The 17,530-nt window shown below is 46.3% G+C and carries 14 protein-coding genes; 6 read left to right on the forward strand and 8 right to left on the reverse strand.

Features of this window, described 5'->3' with window-relative positions:
* Positions 1-754: 754 nt before the first annotated feature.
* The gene (locus Q4Q46_RS19110) at positions 755-2,038 is read right to left on the reverse strand and encodes a hypothetical protein (protein ID WP_311906787.1); all 1,284 of its coding nucleotides are present in this window, start codon (positions 2,036-2,038) and stop codon (positions 755-757) included.
* Between the two features lie 639 nt (positions 2,039-2,677).
* On the opposite strand from Q4Q46_RS19110, the gene Q4Q46_RS19115 reads away from it, so the two are divergent.
* On the forward strand, positions 2,678-3,193 hold the full coding sequence (locus Q4Q46_RS19115) for a GrpB family protein (protein ID WP_011847448.1): 516 nt from the start codon (positions 2,678-2,680) through the stop codon (positions 3,191-3,193).
* A gap of 137 nt (positions 3,194-3,330) precedes the next feature.
* Here the strand turns inward: Q4Q46_RS19115 and relA are convergent, their stop codons facing one another.
* Both relA and rlmD read right to left on the reverse strand, forming a co-directional pair.
* Positions 3,331-5,538: a GTP diphosphokinase gene (gene relA / locus Q4Q46_RS19120; protein ID WP_242325971.1), complete on the reverse strand. Its 2,208-nt coding sequence runs from the start codon at positions 5,536-5,538 to the stop codon at positions 3,331-3,333.
* A gap of 152 nt (positions 5,539-5,690) precedes the next feature.
* Positions 5,691-7,043, reverse strand: coding sequence for a 23S rRNA (uracil(1939)-C(5))-methyltransferase RlmD (rlmD, locus tag Q4Q46_RS19125; RefSeq protein WP_311906788.1), 1,353 nt, complete (start codon positions 7,041-7,043; stop codon positions 5,691-5,693).
* A gap of 100 nt (positions 7,044-7,143) precedes the next feature.
* Between rlmD and barA the strand changes: the two genes are divergently transcribed.
* From barA to Q4Q46_RS19140, 3 genes are all read left to right on the forward strand, one after another.
* Positions 7,144-9,945: a two-component sensor histidine kinase BarA gene (gene barA, locus Q4Q46_RS19130; protein WP_311906789.1), complete on the forward strand. Its 2,802-nt coding sequence runs from the start codon at positions 7,144-7,146 to the stop codon at positions 9,943-9,945.
* Complete coding sequence (locus Q4Q46_RS19135; protein WP_006082631.1) at positions 9,920-10,519, forward strand: YjaG family protein; 600 nt, start codon at positions 9,920-9,922, stop codon at positions 10,517-10,519. The genes barA and Q4Q46_RS19135 overlap by 26 nt, the downstream gene beginning before the upstream one ends.
* 168 nt (positions 10,520-10,687) lie before the next feature.
* Positions 10,688-10,921: a DUF3319 domain-containing protein gene (locus tag Q4Q46_RS19140; RefSeq protein WP_006082632.1), complete on the forward strand. Its 234-nt coding sequence runs from the start codon at positions 10,688-10,690 to the stop codon at positions 10,919-10,921.
* A gap of 21 nt (positions 10,922-10,942) precedes the next feature.
* Here Q4Q46_RS19140 and Q4Q46_RS19145 read toward each other — a convergent pair whose 3' ends face one another.
* Positions 10,943-11,842 (reverse strand): LysR family transcriptional regulator, encoded by a 900-nt coding sequence (locus Q4Q46_RS19145; protein WP_126492526.1) that lies wholly within the window; start codon positions 11,840-11,842, stop codon positions 10,943-10,945.
* A gap of 299 nt (positions 11,843-12,141) precedes the next feature.
* Here Q4Q46_RS19145 and Q4Q46_RS19150 point away from each other — a divergent pair, with 299 nt between their 5' ends.
* The gene (locus Q4Q46_RS19150) at positions 12,142-13,104 is read left to right on the forward strand and encodes an AEC family transporter (RefSeq protein ID WP_311906790.1); all 963 of its coding nucleotides are present in this window, start codon (positions 12,142-12,144) and stop codon (positions 13,102-13,104) included.
* A 128-nt stretch (positions 13,105-13,232) separates the two neighbouring features.
* Positions 13,233-14,891 carry a DNA repair protein RecN gene (gene recN / locus Q4Q46_RS19155; RefSeq protein WP_006086873.1) on the forward strand — a complete coding sequence of 553 codons (1,659 nt, stop codon included), beginning with the start codon at positions 13,233-13,235 and terminating at the stop codon, positions 14,889-14,891.
* Positions 14,892-15,013: 122 nt separating this feature from the next.
* Here the strand turns inward: recN and Q4Q46_RS19160 are convergent, their stop codons facing one another.
* The 4 genes from Q4Q46_RS19160 to ribH form a co-directional block, all read right to left on the reverse strand.
* Positions 15,014-15,508, reverse strand: a complete 495-nt coding sequence (locus tag Q4Q46_RS19160) for a phosphatidylglycerophosphatase A family protein (protein WP_006082636.1) — start codon at positions 15,506-15,508, stop codon at positions 15,014-15,016.
* Positions 15,508-16,464, reverse strand: coding sequence for a thiamine-phosphate kinase (gene thiL, locus Q4Q46_RS19165; RefSeq protein WP_037392620.1), 957 nt, complete (start codon positions 16,462-16,464; stop codon positions 15,508-15,510). The genes Q4Q46_RS19160 and thiL overlap by 1 nt, the downstream gene beginning before the upstream one ends.
* 78 nt (positions 16,465-16,542) lie before the next feature.
* Positions 16,543-16,947: a transcription antitermination factor NusB gene (nusB, locus tag Q4Q46_RS19170; protein ID WP_006082638.1), complete on the reverse strand. Its 405-nt coding sequence runs from the start codon at positions 16,945-16,947 to the stop codon at positions 16,543-16,545.
* Between the two features lie 11 nt (positions 16,948-16,958).
* Positions 16,959-17,438, reverse strand: coding sequence for a 6,7-dimethyl-8-ribityllumazine synthase (ribH, locus tag Q4Q46_RS19175; protein ID WP_006082639.1), 480 nt, complete (start codon positions 17,436-17,438; stop codon positions 16,959-16,961).
* Positions 17,439-17,530: the final 92 nt, after the last annotated feature.

The following is a 17,530-nucleotide window of genomic DNA, read 5'->3' on the forward strand; positions in this document are numbered from 1 at the left end:
AACCAAACTAAGGGCTAATATGAAGTTATCACCCAGATGCATAAGAATCAAATGCTATTGGGTACTTCCTTGATTTAAATCTTTTATTAAAAATTTGTCTGTAGTGGATGACCGAAACTAGTCATTAATTTGTAGGTAATTAACGTGACTTAGAGTATCTAAGGTTATCTGACTTTCAAGAGCTTAGGCGATCGCTTTTGTCCCAAAGTTGCTTATGTTTAATCGAATGACTTCACTCAAACCACATCAGATTGAACAATTAAGCTAAATACTCATGACTTAATTTTTGAACCTACTGGTTACGCTAATACTTGAAAGGTGAGCCATGGTGATTTACGAGACGACCGTCCGCACCATGGACGGGGCGGTCGAGCATCCACGGATGGACTTGAACAACATCCATGTTTAACTGCCAGTTCGCCGTCCATGGCTCTCGTTCATAAGCTCAGAAACCCTAGGTTTCAATTCACCGCGTCGGGGAGCAAGTGCCATGGCAATCCATTATGAAAGGCTTACAGCAACAGCTAAGCTTACAAAGACTAAATTGGCTGGTCATCCCGCTCAATTTCCATAAAAAATAGAACTTTGACAGCCCTATTTTCATAGAAAAGACCGACATCGCAAAATACTTCCTTTAACTTGCATATAGGCCCTCTTTTTTGTGATGGGATGATTCTTGGTCGAAAAATCCGAGCACTAAGAGGGCCTCTAGTTCTAACTTTCTAATCCTGAGTTCAGGTTAAATTAGCAGTGCTCAGGGCATGTTTACGCAAATCTCGTAATACCACAGGTCTGCGTATGGATGTGATACTTGCGCCCCTAAAGTAAATACGTTGCCATTTTCATCGGTTACTGAGCCTGTACCTATAGGCACTTCACCTTTGTTAATGCCGTCCCACATAAATCTGTTGGTACCGTAACTGGTGTTACTGTAAACAAAAGTTTGTCCAGTAAAGCCTGCATCGTTACGACCTTGGTTGTCACCTGCAAAGGCACATTGGGGAGTAATTGCTGCTGATGGTACAAAGCTGAAATTATCGAACTTGGCACTATAACTGGAAGACCGCGTAGTCCCCCATGTCAGAAGTTCAAATAAATCACCGGTATTAACTTCGATACCCTGAGCTGAACCAGAAGCACTGCCGGCTGTAGAGAGATTGTAAGACACGCCATTTATCAGGTACTTGATGACATCACCATATTGACCAGCTGAGTAGATGGATATCATCCAGTCAAAGTTGATGGTTCCCTTTAAGGGTATGGTGATTGATGCCGTTACACCACCTCCGCCGGAATTGACTACTGCTGTCAATGCCGAGCTGCTCATGCTTGAAGCTGCGACACCCGATATGCTCCAATGAGCCGGAGCAAAGGCTCCTGTAAATCCATGAACCGTTGCATCACTATAAGTTCCGCACTTGTAATGATACCGGATAGTATTGCTGGTGGGTCTTTCCAGTCGAAGGTAGCTCAGTACCTTATTGTTTGGACAACTCACATTGTGTCTATCAAGAAAAACTGCGTTACCAGCACCATCGTCATCTGCAGCAGTAAAATAATCCGTCACATTACTCAGCGTTTGATTGCCACAGCGGTAATTATAACGAGCAGTGCTCGCGGTCGGACGTTCTAAATGCAGATATTGAAGCCCTTTATTCTCACAATTTATAGTGTGTCGATCCAAGTAAATAACATTGCCCCCACCATCATCATTGTCAGTAGTAAAGACGTTAGTGCTGTTGTCATTGCCCATTTCGGTGCACTGATATTCATAAGCAATTTCGGTTAATGAAGGTCTGAACAAGTGAAGTGAACTCATTGCATTAACGCCGCAATCGACATGGTGCCTATCAAAGAATAGGAAGTTTCCTTGACCATCATCATTTGCAGGGGTCGACATTTGATAGGTTGCCGCGATGGCGAGGGGTGAAAATGAGGCAATTAGGGTAAAAACCAATACCGCTAAGTTTCTATATGCCCTACTTATAAAATTTATCTGACGTAGTGTGAGATTTTTAGACTCGATCTGTGTTTTCATTACCCTTTCCTTTTGGTAGATGTTTCATCGATTTGGTTTACACAATCGTATAGGTAGTCTGGATCACCTATAAGAGAAACAAATGTAGTAGAAGAATGTTAGTTTCACCACTAAGAAAAGTTCGGGTTGCGAATGTTCAAAAACGGGAAAAAGAGAAAAAAGCAGGGACTAACACATCTTTTGTTAGTCGTATTTATTTTTTGAACAAAGCCACTTACTGAAATTCTAAAAACTAGAAATGCAAACATTTTGTAATTCTGCCAATAGTATTTTATGGCTGGTTTACGACAGCTACATTCGGTGCCCTTCCCATTTTTTGTATTATTTTTATGCAAGTAACGGCACAATTGAGTTAACCGTTATTGAAATGGAAAGTACCGTTTTAAAGGCAGATGTATTCAAAGAATCCTTGTACAAGAGGTGCTATTTTTCATTAACGACTCTATCTGTGTATCAACATTCATTTATGCAAATCTTGATTTAGGCTCGAAAGTAAAAACTTTGGTGCTAATATCGCCTTTTGGTATTGAGGTCGTAGAACTTGAAAACTAACAAGCGCCTTAAACATCGTGGCCTGCGGCCACTAGACTCGCAACAAGTTACTCGCCGTTCGAGCTTGTTATATTTGAGATATTCAAAATGAAAGTTGAAATTGTTGATTACAATAGTGTATGGCCACAGAAGTATGAAAGTGAAAAAAAGCTCCTGCTTAGTGTAGTTGGAAATGCTATTGATAATATTCATCATATTGGTAGCACATCAATCGAAGGGTTAGCAGCAAAGCCAATCATCGACATCATAATTGAAAGCCCATCACTAGACATTCTAGATAGCTGCAAAGATCAATTTGAATTATTAGGTTATGAAGCTTTAGGTGAGTTCGGTATGTCAGGTAGACGCTACTATCGCAAAGGTGGAGAACAAAGAACTTATCAAATTCATGCCTTTGTTACAGATGACAAAAATGTGCACCGACATATTGCTTTTCGGGAATACTTAAAAGCTAATCCAGAGGTGCTTACTGAGTACGAAGAACTCAAAAGAAGAGTTGCACGGGAATGTAATAATGATATTAGCGTTTATTGTGATGGAAAAAATGATTTCATCCAAGAGCATGAAGCTAAGGCATTAGAGCGTTGGCAACTTCGCACATAAAAAACCAAATAAAAAAGGCGGCAGGTGAAATTCATCCTGCTGCCCCAATCCTTTATCTCTGCTTCTAGATGGCTTCTCTGTATCTTTTATATTGCTAGTGATTTCAAGGCTATTCACTTCGAACGGCATTGCGAAACTTAAAGCCGTCTTGCCTCGATCACGCTATCGACCTGGGTCAGCTTCGATAACACCCGCGATAAACCATCAAGGTTATAAAGCTCTAGTTCCAACTCAATCGCGGCGGTCTGGTTTTTAGTATCCGATGACGAACTCATGGCCAATACATTGGATTTTTCGGCAGCCAACACTGAGGTTAAGTCACGCAATAAACCGCTGCGATCGTGGGCTAATACCCGCAGACGCATGCGATAACCGCCGGAGTAATTTTCGCCCCAGACCACATCGACACCGCGCTCTGGGTGAACCCGCATTAACTCTTTAACTTGTTCACAATCAGCGCGATGTACAGAAATGCCGCGGCCTTTAGTGATAAAACCTAAGATTTCATCACCGGGAACGGGCTGGCAACAACGGGCGATATGGTTAAGCAAGTTTCCCACACCGTTGACTTCAACCTGACCACGGCCACTGGAGGTCGGCTTATGTTGGCCTTTCTTAACTAATTCTTCGACGGCATCTTCTTCTGACACTTCGTCGAGTCGCAGACGACTCTGAATATGGTTAACCACTTGATGCAGACGCACATCACCGCCGCCAATGGCCGCCAGTAAGTCATCCATGCTCGCCATATTAAAGCGCTCGACCGCGATGGCCGCGTCTTTAATTTTAAGGCTCACCCGCGCCAGTTCGGATTCGAGCATTTCTTTGCCGGCGACAATATTCTTGTCTCTGTCCTGCTGCTTAAACCAATGCTGGATTTTTGAACGCGCCCGTGAAGTACGGATATAACCTAAGTTAGGGTTAAGCCAATCGCGCTTGGGGTTGGGCTGTTTCGAGGTGATGATCTCGATACGCTCGCCCGTTTCAACCTGATAGGTGAACGGCACAATACGGCCATCGACCTTAGCACCAATACATTTATGTCCCACTTGTGAGTGAATGTAATAGGCAAAGTCGAGCACGGTTGAGCCCAGTGGCAAGTCGACAACTTCACCGCTTGGGGTGAACACATAGACTCTGTCTTCAAACACTTGGCTGCGCACTTCTTCGACCAAGTTGCCACTTTCAACCACGTCTTCCTGCCATTGCAGAATTTTACGCAGCCAGTTAATTTTTTCTTCGTAGCCGCTTTGCTTACCGGAATGATTGCCTTCTTTGTATTTCCAGTGCGCGGCCACACCCAGCTCTGCATCTTCATGCATGTCTTGGGTACGAATTTGAATTTCAACGGTTTTGCCCTCAGGCCCCACCACTACGGTATGAATCGATTGATAACCGTTAGGTTTAGGGTTAGCGACATAGTCGTCAAATTCCCGCGGAATATGGTGCCAAAGCGTATGCACAACACCTAACGCGCCATAACAATCCTGCAAACGCTCAGTAACGATACGCACGGCGCGCACGTCAAACAACTCATCAAATTTGAGGTGTTTGCCCTTCATCTTGCGCCAGATACTGTAGATATGTTTCGGCCGGCCGTAGACCTTAGCGCGAATTTGATCTTCATCTAATCTTTGTTGCAACTGACTGACAAACTTATCGATAAATACTTCACGATCCAGTCGTTTGCCATCTAATTGCTTAGCGATGTCTTTGTAGGTATCTGGATGCAAGTAGCGAAAAGAAATATCTTCCAGCTCCCACTTCAATTGGCCAATCCCTAAACGGTTGGCCAGCGGCGCGTAAATATCGGCAATTTCACGGGCCAGTAGTACGCGAGTTTCTTCGTCGGCATTTTTCACCGCCCGCAACAAACACACACGCTCAGCAAGCTTAATCACCACGGCGCGCACATCTTCAACCATAGCCAGCAACATGCGGCGGATATTGTCGATTTGCGGCTCGGTGGAGCGACTATTGGGATTGATTTTTAAGGCGCCAATCGCATTCATGGTCACAACGCTCGCCACTAAACGCGCCAGCGGCTCACCAAATTTTTCTTTGATGGCTTCTTCGGTCAGTAACCCAGCATCGAACACCACAAACAAAATTGCTGCTTGCAGGGTTTCAATGTCCATGTTCAGCGGTGCGAGGATTTCGATCATCTCTCGGGCACGTTCGAGCAGTTCTCTCTTCGCCGCAGGACTCTTAGCGGGCAAAGCATCAATCTGCCCAATCAAGGAGAGCAGCATCTGCGCTTCATCGGCATGACCGACATAGCGAGCCACCCAATCTTCTAAGTGAAAATCGGGATCATTAAAGTGCGCTTCGCGAACAGAGACCATCTAATTTATTTCCTTATCCGTGCTCAGAGAGAAAGTGGGCACCACTTCAGCTCTCCTATCTTCAGCATTGGCGCGAACTTGTCAAACCCAACCGACGCAATAATCACATTTTTTACGTTATTCAAACGCTTTGCTTACTTTGCCAGCGCAAATTACTTGGTTAATTCAAACAGTGCCATGGCTTCGATATGGTGTGTCTGTGGGAACATGTCGATAAGTCCCAATTGCTGTAAGCGGTAACCGCGCTCTAGCAGTACAGCGCTATCGCGGGCCAAGCTCGCAGGATTACACGAAACATACACGACTTTGCGCGGCTTCATTTTCTTCAGCCATTGCAAGCTTTCAAATGCCCCAGCACGGGCAGGATCGAGCAGTAATTTATCAATTTTGCCCATCCAAGGCTCAAGGGATAAATCCGCGCTTAAGTCGCCATGGTAAAAGGTCAGTTTATCCAAATTGTTAGCTTTAGCGTTCACCCGTGCCTGAGTCACCATCTCGGCAACCCCTTCGACGCCAATCACATCCGCGCCCATTTTCGCTAAGGGCAAACTGAAATTCCCCATGCCGCAGAACAAATCCAAAATGCGTTCATCAGGCGCTGGCGCTAACCAATCCATCGCTTGAGCGACCATGGCCTTGTTAATTTGTCCATTCACCTGCACAAAGTTACCTGGGGTGAAGCTTAAACTCACCGCATCCGACTCAACTTTGTCATCTAACAGCTGATAAACCGGTAACACTAACTCGGCGCCAACGCCTTGGAATTGGCCTTCATTATCCTGCAGACAAATGTGAATTTGATGCTGCTCAGCAAAGGCTGACAGCTTAGCGAGATCTTTATCGTTAAGCGCCTTAGTGATACGCAGCACGGCGAAGTGACCATTATCGGCGGCAATCAACTCAAGGTGGCCTAAGCTCGCTTTAGCCGACAATTGATTCAGCAACTTAGCAAAGGGGACGATCAAGTTCGATAACGGCTTAGCTAACACCAGACACTGACTGATTGGCACCACATTACTGCTACTGGCGGCGCGAAAACCTAAGCTTAAGTGCTTGGTATTTTTATCAAATAAGGTCGCAAGACGGGCGCGGCGACGATAATGCCACCCTTCACCCGTTAATGCGGGCGATAAAGCGCCGCCTTCGGCGCCGGCAAACTTAGCCATAATATCCAGTAGCGCCGCTTCTTTATGCTCACGCTGGCCCGATAATGACATATGCTGTAAGTCGCAGCCGCCGCAGGTGTGATAGTGTGGACACTCAGGCTCGACGCGCTCAGAGCTAGGTGCATCGACTTTAATTAACTTGGCGCGGGCATAATTTTTCTTTTGCTCGGTGAGCTGTACCGTCACGGTTTCATCGGGCAGTGCGCCTGGGATAAACACGACTTTACCTTGATGTTGTGCTATACCTGCGCCTAAGTGATCGAGCTGATTGACACTCAGTGATAACTTAGCCGACAACTGTTTGGAACTATTTGGTTTTGCTTTAAAAAATTGCGCCATTTCGGCCTCTAAATCAATAAAATACTGGCAAAGACCGCCCTCTTTCTGGCAGTCTTATAAAATTATCTTAGTCTCTGTTACAGGAAACACCGCCGCTGCTATGAACCCAGTCAACAACATGACCAAATACAGCCTACGTTCTTGGGTTCTTGTGCTGGCGCTCGCGCCAACAATCTTGGTCGGTATCCTTCTGGGCAGCTACTTTACCATAAATCGTTTTTATGAGCTTGAAGATACGCTCGTCGAACAGGGCAGCAATATTATCGAGCCGCTGTCGATTGCCAGTGAAATCGGTTTAGTGGCCAATGATCGCGAGGCGACCAAACGCTTACTCGCCGCGGCGCAGCTCAACAAATCCACCTTAGTGAAATCCATCGCGATTTTCGACGCCAATAATCAGCTCTTTGTGACCTCGCACTACCACAAAGATTTTGAAATTATGCGTTATAAAGAAGCCCTCAGCACACTGCATAAAACCGAAATAGAGCATGTGGGCGACAGTCTAATTTTACGGACACCGATTTTCTCCACCGGGCCCAGTGCCGCCCCCGCCAATTACGATATTCAGACAGACGGAGGTCAGCTCTTAGGTTATATCTCCATCATAATCAATAAAGAACGTGCCTTACTCGAGCAGCATAGAGCCGCGGTCGCCGCCTTTATTATCGTGTTGATCGGGGTACAGTTGAACTTACTGTTCACTTTCCGGCTGGTGAAAAACGTCACTCAGCCCATTACCGAGATGGTGCGCGTCGTCGCTAAAATCCGTGAAGGTAAATTGGACGCCCGCTTAGATGGCAACTTGATTGGTGAGCTGGACTTACTCAAACGCGGCATCAATGCCATGGCAGGGTCGCTATCGGAATACCATGATGAGATGCAGCAAAATATCGACCAAGCCACGTCGGATCTGCGGGAAACCTTAGAACAGATTGAAATCCAAAACGTCGAGTTAGATTTAGCTAAAAAACGCGCCCTAGAAGCCAGCCGGATTAAATCTGAATTCTTAGCGAATATGTCCCACGAGTTACGTACGCCGCTCAATGGCGTTATCGGTTTTGCGCGGCAATTAGTCAAAACACCATTGCATTCGAGCCAAGTCGATTACATCAAGACCATAGAACGCAGCGCCACTAACCTGCTGGGTATCATCAACGACATTCTCGATTTTTCTAAACTCGAAGCCGGTAAAATGGTGTTAGAAAACATGCCCTTCGGCCTTAGGGAAACCATAAGTGATACTATTACCTTGATCTCAGGCAGCGCACAGGCCAAAGGCCTAGAACTCGTCGTCGATATCGCCCCCAACGTGCCCGACAATGTCAATGGCGATGCCATGCGCGTGTGCCAAATCATCAATAACTTGGTTGGTAACGCGATTAAATTCACTGACTCTGGCAGCGTGATGGTCAAAATCGAACTGCAGAGCCAATCGGATGAACAAGTAGTACTGCGCTGTGATGTGGTCGACACCGGTATCGGTATCGATGAAAGCCAGCAGGACTTTTTATTCCAAGCCTTTGGCCAAGCCGATTCGTCGATTTCCCGCCGCTTTGGCGGTACAGGCTTAGGTTTAGTGATCACTAAGCGTTTGGTGAATCAAATGGGCGGCCAAATCGGTTTTACCTCATCCCCAGAAAAAGGCTCAAACTTCTGGTTCAGTTTGCCGCTCGGCTTAGGTCAGTTCCAAATCGGTGACTCACTGCCGCTCGAAAAACTCAAAGACAAAACCATACTGTTTTATGAGCCCCGAGTGCTGACTCATGCTGTCTTGAGTCGCCAATTGAATCAATGGGATACCAAAGTGACTCACCATCAGCATATCCCAAGCTTGCTGACCACGCTCAACACGGCCGAAGCGCCATACGACTATGTTCTCTTGAGTTGCCATGGGTTTAGCGATGCAGGACAACTGGTAAGCACACTTAACTTGGCGAAGACCAAAACCGATTGCCTTGTGGTGCTATACGATTGCCAAGAACAGGATGCCTTAACCCAATTTATTCGCCCGAATGCCGATGTGGTGTTGTCTCTGCCCGTGAGTGAGCACCAGCTTGCCCGCAACTTACTCTATCCACCGATGGAATACGACATCATAGCCCCAGTGACCATAGCCACGCCGGCGGCGCGCCAATCCTTAACCGTACTGGCGGTGGATGATAACTTTGCCAACTTAAAACTAATCGACACCTTGCTCAGTGAGTTAGTGACGACGGTTATCGCGGTCAACAGTGGTGATGAAGCGGTTAAACAGGCGAAGACTCGCACCTTCGATTTGATTTTTATGGATATTCAGATGCCAGGCACAGATGGCATTAGTGCCACTAAGCAAATTCGCCAAGGCTCAATGAACCGTAACACGCCGATTATTGCCGTGACAGCCCATGCGATTGCTGAAGAACGCGAGCTGATTTTAGGCAGTGGCATGGATGGATATTTACCTAAACCTATTGATGAAGCGGCGCTCAAAGACGTTATCCATCGCTGGATCACTCGGCCTAAATTCACCCATTTTGACCTGCATACGCTGAACTGGGATTTATGCTTAACCCAAGCTAATCACAAGGCAGACCTCGCCTTAGATATGCTGAGAATGCTGCTCGACTCCTTGCCACAAACCGTGACGACAATTCAGACGGCGCTGAGTCAAAACGATCACCCCGTCATGCTCAGTACTATCCATAAGTTGCATGGTGCGAGCTGCTACTGCGGCGTGCCTACAACCCAAAGATTATGCCAAGAAATTGAATCGGCGCTAAAACGTGAAACAGCGGTCGAAGATCTCGAACCCGAAATACTAGAGTTACTTGATGAGTTAACTAAGGTAGAATCTGCGGCAAATCAAGTGATATCACAGCTATCAGCGGAAATAACAGATGACCAAAAAAACGGGCTTCTTTAAACGTCTTAAGGCGTTAACACTGCCACAAAAACAACTCTTCGCCACTGCACTTTGCCAACGCATGTTGCCCAACTATCAACTGTTTTCCGAAGTCTGTGAGTTTGGTGACCCTGCTGTGTTGAGTACTGCGTTAGAACTACTGTGGCAATCCCTGTACGACCCTAAGCTTAAATTCAATATCGATGTGCATCTGCAACGTCTTGAAGATAACACCCCTGAACCCGCTGATTTTGAAGCCTATGGCGTCTATCCAGCCATGGACGCTGTTGTCGCCATATCGACCTTACTGGGTGCGATTCAAGGCAAGATTGAAGAAGATATCGTCAATATCAGCAAACTGTCATCGAGCACAGTGGCTAACTATATCGAAGCCATCAGCGATGTCGATTTAGTCGATGAAGCATTAGATGATTTTGTTTTTGCCCATGAAGTCATGGAAGAAGAGAAAGAGTTACAAAATTCTCTGCTGGAAATTATCGAAGAAAATCCAAAGATCACAGCGGAACTGGTCAAAGGTTTACGCAAAGACATTATCGAAGCGGGCGTATCAAATATCGGCATCAGCGTCGCTTAATTGATTCGGTGCTTGGGGCAACTCAAGCACCCTTATTTCTAAACAATATGTCTAAACAATGTTTCTAAACAATAAGCCTCTAGTCTCGACTGCAATCACTTTCAAGCAAGCCCAAAACGAGTAAAACCAAAGCTAGCAAGTTCCATCAGCCAATATTGAGTTATTCCAATGAAAAAGATTGTTTATCAAGGATTTGTCTTAACCAATAGCGAAGGACGAACCGACAGTTGGAAACTGACCATCAAAGATCAGCAGCGTATCGGTTCTTTATTCGAACTGCGGCGTTTAGTGGGATACTTCTTAGAACTCGGCATATTACCCGCGACACGCTCCAGCCTGCAGGACGCGAAACAAACGCAAAATACCATGAGCAAAAACACGGTAAAACCTAAAAGACGTTAAGCATCCGTTCCCCTCGTTAAATCAACGCATAGAGAATAACTCTGGCGCCTTTGACTGCATAAACTCAATAAAGACTCTTACCTTTAGCGGCTGCTGGCTGCGCTGATGATATAAAATCGAAATCCGCCTCTGCTCGCCAATCCATTCTGGCAATAATACTTTAAGTTTCCCCTCTTTAATCTGCTGTTTTACAAACAGTTCAGGACCATACAAGATCCCGCCATGGCCTAAGGTCGCCTGAATCGCACCGTGTAAATCCGTGAGGGTCAGCTTAGTTGGGCCATTAAAATAGAAAGACTCACCGCTCGGATGCTTTAAATGCCAATTAAACAGCGGCCAGACTTTTATCAGTTGATGGGCTTCAAGATCATCGGGATGCTCAAGTTTAGGTGCCTGAGCCAAATATTCTGGCGTGGCAAACAGGCAATAATCCAGCTCGCCTAAGGTACTCGACACCCAAGAAGAATCAGGCTGAGCCCCGCCGACAATCGCCACATCTATGCCCTTGTCGATCAAATCCACTAACTCATTGCTCTGGGAAATGTGCAAACGGATATCGGGATACAGGCGGCCAAATTCATTTAAAGCTTGAATGAACACGATGGAAATAATTGAAATCGGCGCGGCAATACGCAAGGTTCCCTCGGGTTTATCACAGCCTAAACCACTCAGTTCATCAAATTGAGCAACCACACTCTGGTAGCGTTGAAAGAGTGCCAGCCCTTCCTCCGTCAGTCGTAACTTGCGAGTACTGCGCATAAAAAGCTGCTTATCGAGCTTTTCTTCCAACTTAGCTAACTTGCGGCTCACTGTGGCAATGGGCATATCGAGCTCCTTCGCCGCCTGCGAAAAACTGCCCGCATTGACTAAATGCACAAAAAGATAGACAAGTTGTAGTTCAGCGCCTAAATCATCACTCATTGCATATCCTAATTCTGTTCTAGCAGCCCACTTTAGGCACTATATAAAGTCATCAACAATCACAGCGTACGCTAAGTCATTGTGTTTTAAACATCAATTAATCCACTTATACGACCATAGCGCAATAGCCTTAGACTGAAATGATATGTTATTTTGTGGCGAGTTTTACTGCGCTGGCGCTAGTTCTGGCTCTAAAGTGACATAAAAAAGGCAAGCGCCCACCTAAAATCATAGCGATAGTAGAAATGACGGTGATGGCTGAGTTTATTCAAATTTAATCGTAAGGATGAGTGAGGGAAATGACCATTTTAACCCCTCTGTTTGCCGTCTTCGGGATCATGTTGCTCGGCACACTAGTGCAAAAATTAAAACTCTTGCCCGTCGATACGGACCAAGTGCTAAACCAATATGTGTACTACATTGCATTCCCCGCGATCATGCTTATCGCCCTCGCGCAGCAGCCGATTGGTGAGATTTTGCAATGGGGATTTATTGCGGGCTACAGCACGGCTATGGTGATCACTTATCTTGTCTGCCTTGGGCTCTCGCTGCTTGCTAACCCCAAACAGCATGCGGTTGCCGCTATTCGAGCCCTCAATGCCACCTTTGGTAATACGGCATTTATTGGTATTCCACTACTCATCATCCTCTTTCCGCAGCAGCAAAGCGCCTTAGTCGCCGCTGCGATTGCCAGCTTATTATCCGTGCTGATGTTTGCCGTCGCCTTAGTCTCGATGGAACTGGCCACAAACACCCAAAGACAACACCACGCCTTAGTCATAATGATGATGGCGGTCGGTAAAAACCCTATCGTTATTGGTAGCTTAATTGGTGTCAGCATTTCGGCGCTAGAGATAAAACTACCTTCTGGGCTGGCGCTAATGATCCAGCAAATTGGCAATACCTCAAGCCCCTGCGCACTATTTGCTATCGGCATGGTACTCGCCAAAGCGATGCGCTACCAGAAAGATAGCAGCGTATTTAGCCCCAAAAATTTTATCGAACTGAGCCTTATCAACCTCTTCAAGCTGGCTATCCAACCGGCACTCGTCTACTTTATGCTTAACCGTTTTGGAGTCAGTGGTGACTACCTGATCATGGGCGTGATCTTGAGCGCACTGCCCACAGCCGCTAGCGTGTACTTACTCGCCCAGCGTTATAATACTCAGGCTTCAACCAGTGCTCAGGGCATTCTATTTGGCACCTTAGTCACTTTTTTCAGTTTGCCTATCTTAGAAAGCTTAGTAAGAACCTACGCATAATCAGTCAATTAAAAATATTTACTGCCGATAATGCCGATTATTTACCCAAGCCACTTTACTGTATATAAAATCAGTATATACTGTTTATCAATACAGTGGTTTGGTATGTTTTTCGACAGGAATTCACTATGCTTTGCCAACTCAGCATTAATAACTTCGCAATCGTCCGTTTTTTAGAACTGGATTTTCGCCCCGGTATGACCAGCATCACAGGTGAAACCGGTGCGGGTAAATCGATCGCCATCGATGCGCTAGGCCTGTGCCTAGGCAATCGTGCCGATGCCAGCAGTGTTCGCCCAGGAGCCAATAAAACCGAGGTCAGCGCCCGCTTTTCCTTGGACGATATTCCACTGGCAAAACGTTGGTTAGAAGATAACGATCTTGAACTCGATGATGAGTGTATCCTACGTCGAACTATTGGTAGCGATGGCCGTTCACGCGCCTACATCAATGGTAATCCAGTACCACTGACACAGCTTAAATTACTGGGTCAGTTGCTTATCGGTATTCACGGCCAACATGCGCACCATGCAATGTTGAAGAGTGAACACCAACTCACTCTGCTCGACAGTTATGCCAATCACAGATTACTTATCGATACGGTTGCCGCCAGCTTTCAACGCTGCAAACAAATTGAGGCCGATCTAAAGCAACTCGAAGCCTCCCAGCATGAACGTATTGCCCGTAAGCAATTAGTGCAATATCAAGTAGAAGAACTCGATGAGTTTGATCTTAAAGTCGATGAGTTCGATGAAATTGAGCAAGAGCACAAACGTCTTGCCAATGGCACTGAGTTGATTGATACCTGTCAGGCGAGCTTAGATATACTCACTGAAGGCGAAGAGAACAATATAGAGTCGCTGCTTAATCGAGTCGTTTCCCTCGCCGAAGATCTGCAAAGCTACGATCCTGCATTAAGCAATATCAACACTATGCTCAATGATGCCTTAATCCAAGTGCAAGAAAGCGCAGGCGAATTACAGCACTATTTGAGTAAGCTTGAACTCGATCCAACCCACTTTGCCTATTTAGAAGAACGGCTATCAAAAGCCATGCAACTGGCGCGTAAGCACCATGTCAGCCCAAATAAACTGGCCGAACATCATTTGGCATTAAAGGCAGAGCTGAGCACCTTAGACAGTGACGAAAGCAAGCTCGAAGAAATTCAACTACAGGTCGATGCCAGCAGAGCCGCTTACCTTAGCAACGCACAAAAACTCAGCCAAAGCCGCGCTAGATATGCCAAAGAACTCGACAAACTCGTGACTCAGTCAATCCACGAACTGAATATGCCTAAGGGTAAATTTACTATCGAAGTCAATTTCCACCCAGAGCAAATGTCAGCCAACGGCAGTGACAATATCGAATTTATGGTAACCACTAACCCTGGCCAACCCTTACAACCGATTTCGAAAGTCGCGTCTGGCGGTGAGCTTTCACGGATAGGCTTAGGGATCCAAGTCATTACCGCGAAGAAAGTTGCCACGCCAACATTGATTTTCGATGAGGTTGATGTCGGGATTTCCGGCCCCACCGCCGCAGTGGTTGGCCGCATGTTACGCAGCTTAGGGGAATCGACCCAAGTACTGTGCGTGACTCACTTGCCGCAAGTTGCGGGCAATGGTCATCAACACATGTTCGTCGATAAGTTTAATAAGGCGGGCAGTACAGAAACTACAATGAAGTCGCTCGATCGTGAGCAGCGTATTCAAGAACTTGCAAGACTGTTAGGTGGCGATACTATCACCAGCAATACCCTAGCAAACGCAAGGGAACTGCTGCAATAATAAAATCAAGCAGAAAAGGAATAAGGGATATTCAGCTAATCCCTTCAATCAAGCTTCAATCAGAAAAATGCGAAATCAAAAGCTAAGGGTTAGTTGTTGGCCATGTTAACTATCATGCCATGTTAGCTAACACACCAGACTAGCCCTTGCAGACAGATAAAGGCAAATACGCCCGCTAAGACATCGTCAATCATAATGCCAAAACCACCTTCGACTTTGGCATCGAGCCAACGGATTGGCCAAGGTTTGATGATGTCGAAAAAGCGAAATAAACCAAAGCCCACTAATAGCCAAATCCAGCCCGCAGGTGCCGCTATCATAGTGATCAACAGTCCAGCCACTTCATCCCACACAATCGCGCCATGGTCGTGTACGCCCATGTCATGTGCCGCTTTACCACAGATATAAAATCCTGCAAATACACTGACTAAAGTTAAGCCGATATACCAAGCAAGTGGTAATGGCGCCATCAGTAAATAGAGGGGAATAGCAGCTATGGTACCGAAAGTACCGGGCGCTTTAGCGGCGAGTCCGCTACCGAAACCGAGTGCCAAAAAGTGGACAGGATTTTTTAATGACAGGCGCGTTAACGCCTGATCCTTTGACAACCATTTCATTAGAAGTGCTCGAAACCATGATATGGAGGCGTAAACGGCTCACCATTGAGTTGTAACTTGAGCTTACTGCCCGCACAAATTTGCCCAACACGAACAAACTTTGCTCCTGCATGGCTTAATGCCGTCTCAAGCGCGCCTTTTTGCGCCTCAGGAACGGTGAACAACAATTCGTAATCTTCGCCGCCTGTCAGTGCATAACCTAAGGCATGCTCCTCGCTGACGGTATCTTGCATCGCGCGCGAAAGCGGGATGCAATTAACATCTACAACCGCGCCAACTGCCGAAGCCTTAAGTACATGACCGATATCCGAGATAAACCCGTCGGAAAGGTCGATAGCACTGGAGGCAAGCGAACGCAATGCTTGGCCCGCTAAGACTCTTGGTGTTGGACGATAATGGCGATTGATCAGGAATTCTTTATGCTCAGCTCTGGCCTGTTGCGCGCCGCGAATGATATCCAGACCTAAGGCCGAATCTCCGAGCGTGCCCGTGACATAAATCCAATCACCGGCTTTAGCACCATGACGCGTGAGTGCCTTACCCTGTGGGACTTGGCCGTGCACTGTGATGTTAATCGCCCGTGGGCCACGAGTCGTATCGCCGCCAATTAAGGCGATGCCATAGTAATCGGCTGCTTCAAATAAACCTTCGCTAAAACCACTGAGCCAAGTTTCATCGACTTCGGGTAGCGTCAAGGCAAGCGTCATCCACGCGGGTTCTGCGCCCATGGCAGCCAGATCAGATAAATTTACTGCTAAGGCTTTGTAACCTAAGGCTGCAGGAGGCATATCGGGGAAGAAATGGACATTTTCGACTAAGGTGTCACAGGAGATAGCAATCGACTTGTTTTCTGCGGGTTGCACTAAAGCGCAATCGTCACCGATGCCAAGCTTCACATCACGGCGAGTGGGGCCGCGGTTGCTAAAATAACATTCAATTAATTGGAATTCTTTCACTGTACAGTTTGGCACGACTTACATCGGCCACCTTTGTTAGCAATGAAAAACGGTATCCTAAGATACCGTTTGTCTTTATTACTTGCGTGCAACCAGTTTGTCGAGCAGTCCGTTCACAAACTTATGACTCTCGTCCGCACCGAAAGCTTTTGCCAACTCAATCGCTTCGTTAATCGCGACCTTGTATGGCACATCTTTACGGAAAGTCAGCTCATAGGTCGCTAAACGAACTATGGCTTTCTCTACTGGAGACACTTCATCAATCGGGCGTTCCAGATGCGGGATGATCAGCTCATCCAATTGGGTTTTCTTCGTTGCAACGCCTGAAAATAGCTCACGAAAATAAGCTACATCAACACCGTCGAGGCTTTGTTCAGTTAAAAACTCATGCTCGACATCGGCAATATTATTCCCGCTTAGTTGCCATGAATAGATGGCTTGAACGGCTAAACGGCGGGCCTTGCGGCGCTCAGAAGGCTTCATTATTTTTCCTACTATAACAACTGTTGTTCAAGTTCTTGCAGAACATTGACCATTTCAAGCAGACTTAAAGCAGCTTCGCCGCCTTTGTTACCCGCTTTGGTACCTGAACGTTCAATAGCTTGTTCAATGGTATCTGTGGTCAAAACACCGAAAGCAACAGGCAGATCAAATTCTAAAGCAACTTGAGCTAGACCTTTATTACATTCGCCTGCAACAAAATCAAAATGAGGAGTACCACCACGGATCACCGCACCTAATGCGATAATACCGTCGAATTTACCACTGGCAGCTACGCGACGCGCAGCTAGCGGCAACTCAACCGCACCTGGTACACGGACAACAGTGATATTGTCGTCGCTGACTTGGCCAAAACGTTTCAGCGTGTCAAGTGCACCTTCAAGCAAGCTCTCAACTAAAAAGCTGTTGAAACGCGAAATTACAATCGCAACTTTGGCATTTTTCGCTTCGATATTACCTTGAACTACGTTCATTATCTTACCTAATTTAGCTAAAGCACCCAGCTCGGGGCGAAAAGTGGCGACATGATATCACAGCCAATTGCCCAGAGCCCTATGCAAATTAT

Source organism: Shewanella vaxholmensis, assembly GCF_031932135.1.
Taxonomy (GTDB): domain Bacteria; phylum Pseudomonadota; class Gammaproteobacteria; order Enterobacterales; family Shewanellaceae; genus Shewanella; species Shewanella hafniensis.

What these genes read in the sequence shown, in the direction of transcription:
- Q4Q46_RS19110 (WP_311906787.1), bottom strand. Translation starts at nt 2,038, where the DNA reads ATGAAAACACAGATCGAGTCTAAAAATCTCACACTACGTCAGATAAAT.
- Q4Q46_RS19115 (WP_011847448.1), top strand. Translation starts at nt 2,678, where the DNA reads ATGAAAGTTGAAATTGTTGATTACAATAGTGTATGGCCACAGAAGTAT.
- relA (WP_242325971.1), bottom strand. Translation starts at nt 5,538, where the DNA reads ATGGTCTCTGTTCGCGAAGCGCACTTTAATGATCCCGATTTTCACTTA.
- rlmD (WP_311906788.1), bottom strand. Translation starts at nt 7,043, where the DNA reads ATGGCGCAATTTTTTAAAGCAAAACCAAATAGTTCCAAACAGTTGTCG.
- barA (WP_311906789.1), top strand. Translation starts at nt 7,144, where the DNA reads ATGAACCCAGTCAACAACATGACCAAATACAGCCTACGTTCTTGGGTT.
- Q4Q46_RS19135 (WP_006082631.1), top strand. Translation starts at nt 9,920, where the DNA reads ATGACCAAAAAAACGGGCTTCTTTAAACGTCTTAAGGCGTTAACACTG.
- Q4Q46_RS19140 (WP_006082632.1), top strand. Translation starts at nt 10,688, where the DNA reads ATGAAAAAGATTGTTTATCAAGGATTTGTCTTAACCAATAGCGAAGGA.
- Q4Q46_RS19145 (WP_126492526.1), bottom strand. Translation starts at nt 11,842, where the DNA reads ATGAGTGATGATTTAGGCGCTGAACTACAACTTGTCTATCTTTTTGTG.
- Q4Q46_RS19150 (WP_311906790.1), top strand. Translation starts at nt 12,142, where the DNA reads ATGACCATTTTAACCCCTCTGTTTGCCGTCTTCGGGATCATGTTGCTC.
- recN (WP_006086873.1), top strand. Translation starts at nt 13,233, where the DNA reads ATGCTTTGCCAACTCAGCATTAATAACTTCGCAATCGTCCGTTTTTTA.
- Q4Q46_RS19160 (WP_006082636.1), bottom strand. Translation starts at nt 15,508, where the DNA reads ATGAAATGGTTGTCAAAGGATCAGGCGTTAACGCGCCTGTCATTAAAA.
- nusB (WP_006082638.1), bottom strand. Translation starts at nt 16,947, where the DNA reads ATGAAGCCTTCTGAGCGCCGCAAGGCCCGCCGTTTAGCCGTTCAAGCC.
- ribH (WP_006082639.1), bottom strand. Translation starts at nt 17,438, where the DNA reads ATGAACGTAGTTCAAGGTAATATCGAAGCGAAAAATGCCAAAGTTGCG.